Source organism: Flavitalea antarctica (assembly GCF_054461535.1).
In genome coordinates this window covers 59,598-69,615 of the sequence record NZ_JBTLQG010000033.1, presented here as the reverse complement: position 1 = coordinate 69,615, position 10,018 = coordinate 59,598, and the positions used below count along the sequence as shown (strand labels likewise).

7 protein-coding genes are annotated in these 10,018 nt (G+C 44.2%); 2 read left to right on the top strand and 5 right to left on the bottom strand.

What is annotated here, in order from left to right; translation table 11 throughout:
• The coding region (locus tag ACX0G7_RS21985) for a heavy-metal-associated domain-containing protein (RefSeq protein ID WP_458925680.1) at positions 1-232 on the top strand (232 nt) is incomplete at its 5' end.
• Between the two features lie 142 nt (positions 233-374).
• Here ACX0G7_RS21985 and ACX0G7_RS21980 read toward each other — a convergent pair.
• Positions 375-818 carry an LEA/WHy family protein gene (locus tag ACX0G7_RS21980; protein ID WP_458925679.1) on the bottom strand — a complete coding sequence of 148 codons (444 nt, stop codon included), beginning with the start codon at positions 816-818 and terminating at the stop codon, positions 375-377.
• A gap of 291 nt (positions 819-1,109) precedes the next feature.
• On the opposite strand from ACX0G7_RS21980, the gene ACX0G7_RS21975 reads away from it, so the two are divergent.
• Positions 1,110-1,754, top strand: coding sequence for a WbqC family protein (locus ACX0G7_RS21975; RefSeq protein ID WP_458925678.1), 645 nt, complete (start codon positions 1,110-1,112; stop codon positions 1,752-1,754).
• A gap of 366 nt (positions 1,755-2,120) precedes the next feature.
• Here the strand turns inward: ACX0G7_RS21975 and ACX0G7_RS21970 are convergent, their stop codons facing one another.
• The 4 genes from ACX0G7_RS21970 to ACX0G7_RS21955 form a co-directional block, all read right to left on the bottom strand.
• Complete coding sequence (locus ACX0G7_RS21970; protein WP_458925677.1) at positions 2,121-3,923, bottom strand: M56 family metallopeptidase; 1,803 nt, start codon at positions 3,921-3,923, stop codon at positions 2,121-2,123.
• 1 nt (position 3,924) lies between these two features.
• A complete protein-coding gene (locus tag ACX0G7_RS21965) occupies positions 3,925-4,308 on the bottom strand; it encodes a BlaI/MecI/CopY family transcriptional regulator (RefSeq protein ID WP_458925676.1) in 384 nt (127 codons plus the stop codon).
• A gap of 228 nt (positions 4,309-4,536) precedes the next feature.
• The gene (locus ACX0G7_RS21960; protein WP_458925675.1) at positions 4,537-6,780 is read right to left on the bottom strand and encodes a sodium-translocating pyrophosphatase; all 2,244 of its coding nucleotides are present in this window, start codon (positions 6,778-6,780) and stop codon (positions 4,537-4,539) included.
• Between the two features lie 155 nt (positions 6,781-6,935).
• Positions 6,936-10,001 carry a hypothetical protein gene (locus ACX0G7_RS21955; protein ID WP_458925674.1) on the bottom strand — a complete coding sequence of 1,022 codons (3,066 nt, stop codon included), beginning with the start codon at positions 9,999-10,001 and terminating at the stop codon, positions 6,936-6,938.
• Between the last annotated feature and the right edge of the window lie 17 nt (positions 10,002-10,018).

The following is a 10,018-nucleotide window of genomic DNA, read 5'->3' as shown; positions in this document are numbered from 1 at the left end:
AGAGAAAGTGCTCATGAGAGAACCAGGCGTACAAAAGTCAGTGGTGGATTACAAGAAAAAAACGACCAAAGTTACTTTTGTCTCCGAAAGAACCAATATCGAAAACATTAAAACTACCATCGCTAATGCGGGTTATGATGCGGACGACATCACCGCTAACGAGGAGTCATATAAGAAATTACCGACTTGCTGCAAGAAGCCTGAAGATGGCGGAGGAATGAAAAACGAGTGATAATTGAAATTTGAATTACAAGAAACTAATTATAAAAAGCCCGGCACGTCCGGGCTTTTTATATTTGATATAGCTTAGTTGATTTCAGACCTGGAAGAGTAGCAATTCCAGAACCATTTCAAAACAAATCACTGGATCAGTTCTAAAATTTGATCCGCTGTCTTCCTTCGTATTTGATCGGGTAGTTGAGAAAAATTCCACCTTTTCCAAAACTCGCATTTCCTTCCATTCTGATCACTACAGAACTGTCAGTCACGATTCTCAGAATATTTGTCAGTGCCCCTCCGGTTTCAACCCGCATGGTTACGGGCAGTGAAAAAGTGTCCCTCGCCGGAATCCGGACCAGGCTGTCCAGTACAGATTTTCCCAGATAAGTGTTATTGATGTATACGTCAACATTTGCCTCCCTGAGCTGAAGCTTCGATTTATTCGGATTATAAAAATCTATATCCATTCCTACAGTCGACTCCTTGAATCCCCATTTCAAAACCTTCAGATTTTTAAAATCAACGTACTCCAGATCCTTTGGTTTTGCGCACGAGAAAAGTGAAACGACGATGAGGGCGTACAGGATCCCAGTCTTCATATTGAAACGATTTAGGGCGCAAAGTAGGAGATTAATTTTTCAGGCCAAAAATGGCGTTGTAGTTTTACAAATTCCTTGGCTAAAATTTTTAGAAATTGCCTTTGCCAACCGCGATTTTTTTGGGAAAAATGGCAACTAAATAATTTAGTTAGTCAAAAATACTCTAACATACTGTTTAACAACAATATGAGAGGTTTGTTTAATAATAAATTTATTCATCCGGGTGCGTAACTTTTACCTTTAGACACCTCTTTTGGACAAAAGTTAAACAGTATATTAAAAAATTGTAACTTGAATCACTTATTAATTGATTTACAATATTTTCCGTCTGTTGATTATATTTTAACTCTAATGAAAAGTCAACATATTAGTTTTGAGCAATATGACTGGCATAGAAAAATGAGTTTTAGGAACAGATGTATGATTGCCGGAGCAAACGGCATTATAAAACTGACCGTTCCATTGATCGGCGGACGGGATCAACGAACGATCGCAAAGGAGGTTGAGATTGATAATTCTTCAAACTGGCAGAGACAACACCTGAGGTCAATCATTTCAGGTTACAAGAGGTCACCGTTTTTTGATCACTTCGAAGATGGGTTACGCGAGATTTTTGATCAAAAAGTAACTTACCTGGTGGACTGGAACCTGCTTTGTCTTGCGTGGTTAGAGAAGACGGTGGGCCTCGCATGGAGTTTTTCGACCACCAGGGAATATGTAGCGACTATGGAAAATCCGGAAATATTGGATTTACGGGATCACTTTTTTCCCAGAACCCTGGGGGTAGTTGGAAAGGCAAACCTGTCATACCGTCAGGTCTTTGAAGAGAAAAATGGCTTTATCCCACACTTATCTATACTGGATTTTCTGTTCTGTGCCGGACCTGTTGCGGTAAAAGAAGCCGCCGATCGAGTGAGCCATATAGATCGGAGTTGATTTAAATCAATGAATAAAAAGGTTTTATTTCTCATGCAGCATCTTTAAAAAAGGCGTTGTCTTCTATTAACAAGACAAGTAACCCGGGAGTATAGTTTCATGTTTCGGAGTTTGCAATGTCACCTCAACGAGCCATAATCAATTAAGGGGAGTTTGAACGTAGCGGAGAAGGAGAATAGAAGATTACATTTTGCCGATCACCTTTTTAAATAGTTCTGAAGTTCAAAGTTCATTTGCTTTATGTGTCTGGATTTGCAACCAACAAACCAGAAGCTGCGACCAAAACCACTTTTGGTCACAGAATGTACCAAAACCAACTGCCAAAAAAACCCTCCAAATGGAGGGTTTTTATTTTGTGAGACTTTGTTAGATATTGACTATTTTCTTTGCTTTTGGCTTAATCTTAGGGACTGGATGGGTCTGTTTCAGGCGTTCCTGAACCATGTCAAGTTCAGCGGCCTTTGCGCGTTCAGCCTTTTGAAGCCGGGCCTTTTCAAACTGCATATATCTCTCAGCAAGCTGGGTCCGGTATTTTTCTACCTCTGTTGCGGACTCCCTGGAGGTTTTTTGAAGATCCTCATGAAGCGTTTTCCAATCCACTTCTGTCACTGCTTTCTTCAACTCAAGCTGCAAGCGTTCTATATTTAGTTTTTCACCTGCTTTTTCCAGGTTTTTTTCTATCTGGCTCCAGTTTAAATCATCAATTGCATCAAGTGTTTTCGCTACCTGCACCTGGGCGCGAAGGTCAGGGCTCAGACCTTTGCTGAGAAGAGCAGTGTCCTGCATAACCCTGTAAGTAAAGCTGCTACCGGGTACATAAGGAAAGGGCTTCTCTGGGATTCCGGTCTCCGTGGGAACTTCGGGGTTGCCATTATCGTTGATGCTGATGGTGTATTCCCGGGGTAGTTCGGCACTAATAAACTCAGAATATGGAGTCTTCGCGGCAGCGCTTACGAGTTCTTCTACCTTTTCAATTACAATGACCTTGGCGAGATCCTGCTCGATATTGAAATCTTCCATTGGCTCCTCCGTATCCTCAATCAGGTAGTTCTTTTTTTCTGCACCCTTGTCTGGGGCAGGGGCCTCAATGTCAGCATTATTAAAGCTGAATTGCTGTGGCTGTTCCGGCAGGTATGCCTTCGGCGGGGCTAATTCACTCACTGCAAGTAAAGCCGGTTCCATCTTTGAAATCACTTTCACGGGTCCGTTCCAGCCAAGATAACCCAGAAAGAATGCTGGTAACAGGAATGCCACGAGTCTCTGGCTAACCGGCGTTCTCATGGTTTCCCCGGTGATCAATCGCCTGACCCTTGCCAGTAAAAACATTTTATTACTTCCGGTTGCGGCCATCACGAAGTTGTGACGGACATTACTTACCGGCCTTTGTCTTTCAAGTATGAGAAGAGCTTCTGCATAAAGTGCAGCATCATAACGGAACTGCATTACAATATCATCGCACCGATGTTCTCTCTCCTTTTGAATCACATCTTTAAAGAAACGCGCGAACGGGTTGAAAAACAAGATGATATCAGCAACTGCAATAAGCAGGTTCATCAGGAAATCATTCCTTTGAATATGATATAATTCGTGGAGAATGATAGATTCCGTTTGTTTCAGCGAAAGATTGTTGACAATAGAAACCGGTAGCAGAATAAGGGGTTTCCAGAAACCGACGGTGAGGGGTGTCTCAACTAATTCAGAGATCCAGACCCTGATCTCTTTCTTTAGACCCATCTGGGCCGCAAGGTGCTGGAGGAAAACCCGGATTTCCGGATTTGCCTTTCTAAGCCCTCTTGTCGAAAGAATTTTAGTGTAGGCTAGTTGCCTGTAAAAGCGAATGGCCAGAATAACGGTCATTAACAGATAGGCCACCGAGAGCCAGGGTAAGATCAGTTCAATTTTAGCGGGTACCTGTCCGAGTATCCGGGACAGACCAGCCGCAATTGCCGGCCGGCTTGAAAAACTATTGAAAATAAGCGAAAAAATAAAGCATAGAGACCCGGCAGAGAGGGAAAACAAGGCGAGGTTATGCCTGATATCGGCATTGAAATTTTTCCCCCGCCGGGTAATTGCCAGGTACAATAACCAAACAACACCCATCTGCCATAAACTGTCGATCAGTGACCATCCCAACGCCTTGAGAAAGGCGGATTGGAGAATTGGACCCATGCTACTGATTTTTTAAGTTGTCGATAAGTTTTTGAATTTCGTCCAATTCGACAGCTGAAGCTTTATGATTACCAAGAGCCTGCATCACAAGCTCGGTTGGTGACCCACCAAAAAGAGTATCGATCATCTTACCCACCATTTGCTTTTGCGTCTTTTCACGACTTACATTAGCCTGGTAAATATGGGTCTTAATAGAATCATCCCTTTTTACCAGTCCTTTTTCGTGCATGATCTGCATCAGTTTCAGGGTTGTTGTATAACCGACTTCCTTGTGTTTGGCAAGTTCTTCGTGAACATCCCTTACGCTGGCAGTGGTTCTTCCCCAAAGTACACGCAAAATCTCTAACTCACTTTCTGTTGGCTTGATATACTTGGTTGCTGACATGATAAGAATTCGTTTTTTTAAAAATACGAAATCTATCGTAATGAATTGTTAATACAAGATAAGAAACCAGAAATTTTAATCGCAGTCAATTTTGTGAGTGGAAAATTAGATGGGAGAGTGGTAGTTCTTTAAAAAAGAAACGGTTGCTTTAAAAAAGCAACCGTTTTTATGGAATTCTTCAATCGGAAAAAATCAGCATTGAGGCCACACCCAGGGCCGTTTTCCTTTCTACCGGGTGAAAGGAGCAGTTTTCGCAGGATCAGTAATGGGCGAACTTATCACTGAAGTTTTTGAAATCTTTTCCTTTTCTATCAGCAACTTTGCAGCCTGCGTTTCCCTGTCCGCAAACATCACCGCCAGGGTAGGAGCGATTACCAGGGACACGATCGACATAAGTTTAATCAGAATATTCATGCTAGGTCCGGAAGTGTCTTTAAAAGGGTCACCCACAGTGTCCCCTGTTACGGCAGCTTTGTGTGGTTCGCTTCCTTTTTTATAAGTCTGACCGTTGATCAGCACTCCTTTCTCGAATGACTTTTTTGCGTTATCCCAGGCGCCTCCGGCGTTGTTCTGGAACATACCCATCAGGACCCCGCTTACAGTAGCTCCTGCAAGGAAGCCACCCAAGGCTTCGGGGCCGAGGAGAAAACCTATAATTAAAGGAGACAGAATAGCAATGGCACCGGGCAACATCATTTTTTTCAAAGAGGCCTCAGTAGAAATAGCCACACATTTATCATACTCTGGTTTGCCGGTTCCTTCCATGATACCAGGAATTGTTCTGAACTGGCGTCTCACTTCCTCCACCATAGCCATGGCCGCTTCACCAACGGCGCGGATGGCAAGTGATGAAAATATGAAGGGGATCATGCTACCTACAAAAAGGCTGGCAAGGACCTTGGCCTTGTATATATCTATACCACTCATCGCATAACCATTATGATTAATTACACCAACGTAAGCTGCGAAAAGTGCGAGTGCTGTAAGCGCGGCGGACGCAATAGCGAAGCCTTTACCTGTTGCTGCGGTGGTATTACCGACCGCATCCAGTACATCTGTTTTTTCACGAACTTCTTTCGGCAGTTCACTCATTTCGGCAATACCTCCGGCGTTGTCCGCAATTGGGCCGAAAGCATCGATAGCAAGTTGCATGGCAGTAGTGGCCATCATTCCGGCGGCGGCAATCGCAACACCATACAGACCGGCACATTCGTAAGAACCCCAGATACCGGCGGCAAGCACCAGGATTGGGAGAAAAGTACTTTCCATTCCGACGGCAAGGCCACCAATTACATTTGTGGCATGCCCGGTAGAAGATTGTTTAATAATACTCATTACAGGCTTTTTGCCCATCGCGGTATAATACTCCGTGATCATGCTCATGAGTGTTCCCACCACAAGACCAACAGCGATCGCACCCATTACACCCCATTTGGTAAACTCCAGGTTGCGGAGTGTCATGGTTTCAGGGAGAAGATAATAAACCAGTCCCGCACACGCTGCAGCTGTCAGGATGATACTGCCCCAGTTGCCCATATTCAGAGCTTTCTGCACTGTTGTGGTGCTGATGCCCGCTGAATCGCTGATCCTTACAAACCAGGTACCGACTATAGAGAAAAGAATACCAACGCCTGCAATCAGCATAGGCAGGAGGATTGGCGACATTCCATTGAAATTATCAACGGCCCGGGTTTCCTGGCCGAGTACCATAGTCGCGAGAACTGTGGCAACGTAGGAACCAAAAAGATCCGCACCCATACCAGCTACGTCCCCAACGTTATCTCCCACGTTATCAGCGATGGTTGCGGGGTTACGCGGGTCATCTTCAGGGATCCCGGCTTCCACCTTTCCTACCAGGTCAGCGCCCACATCCGCTGCTTTTGTATAAATGCCCCCACCTACACGTGCAAATAATGCGATTGATTCAGCTCCTAATGAAAAACCGGTGAGAATTTCAATCGTCCTCACCATTTCCTCAGAGTCAACCGCTGCATCTGGCGCAAAAATGGCCTTCAATATGATGAACAGTCCGCCCAGGCCGAGCACAGCCAGGCCTGCAACACCGAGTCCCATTACGGAACCACCGGTAAAAGAGACATTAAGCGCTTTTGAAAGGCTTGTCCGGGCAGCATGGGCGGTCCGCACATTAGCTTTTGTTGCTATCCGCATACCTATATATCCTGCAAGTGCACTAAAAAATGCACCTATAATAAATGCAACGGCGATGGACCAATGGGAGTTATCATTTCTGCTTCCCATAAAAGCCAGCAGTACTGCAGCGATCACTACGAAATAAGTCAGTATTTTCCACTCTGCCTTCAGAAAGGCCATGGCACCTTCAGCAATATATCTGCTGATCTCTTTCATCCGGTCCGTCCCGGCATCCTGCTTAGAAACCCACGCAAATTTTACAAAGGTGTACAAGAGGCCTACTATGCCCATTGCCGGAACCAGGTAAATCAATTTGTCCATAAGTAATGTTAAAATTTTTAAGGTGGTCAAAAATAGGGTAAAAGGCTCAATATTAAAGTAAAAGAAATTGGAAAGGAGTTCTCCGGATAACGCCGCAATGGACAAAAAAAGCCGGGCTACTGCCCGGCTCTGTCAATTCATTGCAAAAAGTTGTGTTATTGCTTTTGCGTGGTATCCTTTGGTTTCTTTTTAAGGAGGTCCTTCAACAAACCCTTGCCCGTTTCTTCGAGCTGCTTTTTCGGATCGACGGGTTTGCCGGTACTGTCCTTTTTGCCGGCTATCTGCTCTTTGATTTTATCTTCTGCGGCTTTGATAACCTGTTTTTTGGCAGATTCAAGAGAATCTTTCGCTTGTGCCTTGGCTACATTTATTGCGCTGTCTGCAGCTGCTTTTTTTGCTTCGATGAAGACATCAGCCTGCGCTTTGATGTCCTCAGCCAGTGAAGCAGAGGCTTGTTTGAGATCAGTTTTTATCTGTGGATTTGTTATGGTTCCACCCATTTTCACTTTCAGACTGACCTCGTCACTCAGTTTTACTGGCACCCCTTTATTGTTAGCCTGTGTCACCAACCCGTTAATCAGTTCGTTGCCTTGCGCTCCTATCAATGATCTAGGTACTTTCATATTTATGATATAGTCGAGCGACTGGTCAAAGCCATGCATCCCGCCGATCTCCATATCAATGTCTTTTACCTTGACTGTGAACGGTTTTACAAAGACCTTTCCGTTTGCAAATTCTATATAGTTTTTGATGTCCTTCAATGTTACCGACTGGAGATCTTTGATGTTGAGTGTTGTTGCCAGCTTTTCGAGGGGGCCGAATTTACTGAGGAAGCCCTCCAGCAGGAACAGTGTCCCTTCACCGGTGAGGCTGTTTAAGTCGGGTGTCATATCCTGTCCGAGCCTTCCTTTCATGGTAAGTTTGGAAGTGAGTTTACCTGAGATGAATTTAGCAATCGGCATGAGCGCCTGGACTGTGTTAAAAGCGGTAAACGTTTTTTGAACGTCAAGATTCTCGACATCGTAACTGAGGGATATGTCCGGATTTTTTTTACTCCTGGCAGTTGAGTAGGATCCATTGAGACCGATACTACCTTCGAGGGCCTTCATGCTGACATCTCTTAAAACTACCGTTTCATTGGCAAGTGACAGGGAACCGGTTACGTCAGCATAGTTAACCTTATCATAGGTCAGCTGGTCGGCTTTCGCATTCACCAGGAAGCTGATATTTTTCGGCACGGCAAAAGGATCAGATGGAGTTGCGCCGGCACTGGCAGAAGTAGCTGTATCAGTGCTCATCCATTTGTTGAGATCGATTTTATCCGCTCTCACATTCAACTTTCCTGCAAGTGCCTCATCTTTTAAGGCGTACCCGATGAGGTTATCAAAACTGCCATCCGCCGTAAAATTTGTTTCCATAAAGTTTCCTGCAACTGTGTTTAACGTGACGTTCCCGGGATTGAATGTCATAGTTGCATTACTGAGTTTAACGCCATCAGGATAATCTTTTGATTTGTAGTTGATCTGGCCCAGGTTAACCGTGCCCGACGTCTGGATGGCATCATACTGGCTTTTATCGATCTGGGATTTTTTGCCTTTAAAAGCAAGATTGGCGGCAAGCTGACCCGCAAGGGAAGTTCCCGGTTCGAAGGTATAAAACTGGGCAACGTTGCCGAGGTTAAATGAGCCTTTCGCGGTCCCCTCAAACTGGGGATCGCTCGCCGGTGTGGTGAGCGTCAGTGTAAGATCCACCGGATCCTTGCCAACTTCGATATGCGCCGCCGGAATGTTAATAACCGTGTGATCTGCTATTCCATCTGGATTATCAAAGTTTATTCTTGCACTGGTATTTTGAACAGGCTGTGGAAAAGCAGAAGACGCGTAATACAGGTTGGCAATTTCTATAAAACCTTTTGCAGAGAAAGGCCCCGGTTGTTGTTTCTGCACGGTAGCGATGTTACCTTTCGCCTGTATGTCAGCATTAAGGAGACCGGCGAGTTTGGTACCGGCTTCGAGTTTTACAAACTGGGTGATCTTTGACAGATCAAGTCTGCCTTTAGCCACTGCATCGATATACATGTCAGTCAAAGGTTTCTTAAACAAGACCTTGAAATCGAAAGGCTCATTATCCATTTCGAGATGTCCCTGTTGGATATCAACAACCGTATTGTCGGTGATACCATCCGGATTATTAACCTTCATGATAATGTTGATATTTTTCACCGGCTTCGGAAGATCAGGATATTGAAAGAAACCATTTTTTACTTCCAGGTTCACCGCATAAGCAGGGATGGCAGTCGGACTGTATACTCCACGTACAAAACCATTAAACAACGCTGAGCCACTGGTTTTGATCTTATCAAAATCATTTTTATATACAGCAGGGATCAGTGAAAGAATGGTTTTAAATTCTGTGGAAGGAGCGTTAAACTTTACATCCATATTGTAAACGCTGTCATTGACCAGCTGGAAAAATCCACCCGCCGCAAGTTTCATGTCATTGACCTGTATCTTTTCGGTGTTAAAAGTATATTTGTTGGTTTTGTTATCAACCTCAATAGCGGCATCTATACTTGTTTTCGATCTGTACAGGTAGGGCACTCCGCCGTAACTGAAAGAAACCTCGTCAGCCTTTGTATCGGTAACCAGTGTAAACAGATCCGCATTGAAGTCGCCGCTGCCTTCATGATTGAGATTGACCAACTCCGCATTCATACCTGAAGAAAGATCATTATAATAAACATAGCCATTTTTGATCTCATAATTCTTCAGTTCGAGATTGAATGGTTTTTCTTCTGATGGCGACGAAGTAGTTGAAGTATCAGGTTTGGCTATATCATAGTTTGCTTTTCCGTCTTTTGTTACCAGCGCACGAATCCGTGGTTGATTAACAGTTATCGAATAAATTTTCATGTTATTGCCGCTAATAACACTCATCAGGTTAACGGCGACATCAATGTTTTTGGAGCTTATCAATGTATCTTTTGAGAATTCATCGAGGCCAATAACCTGGAGGTTTTCAAGCGCAACCGCAACGCGGGGGAACCTGCGGAAAAATGAAATATCAACGTCCGTAAAATCCACCCGTGCATTTACGTTTTTATTGATTTCCGTCTTGGCGATGGCAACGATCTTATCTTTGAAGAAGTAGGGGATGGCAATTGCAAGGAGAACCAGAACAAGGAGTGCAATACCTGTTATTTTTAGGATTTTCTTGAACATGGGTTTTTGGATTTTAA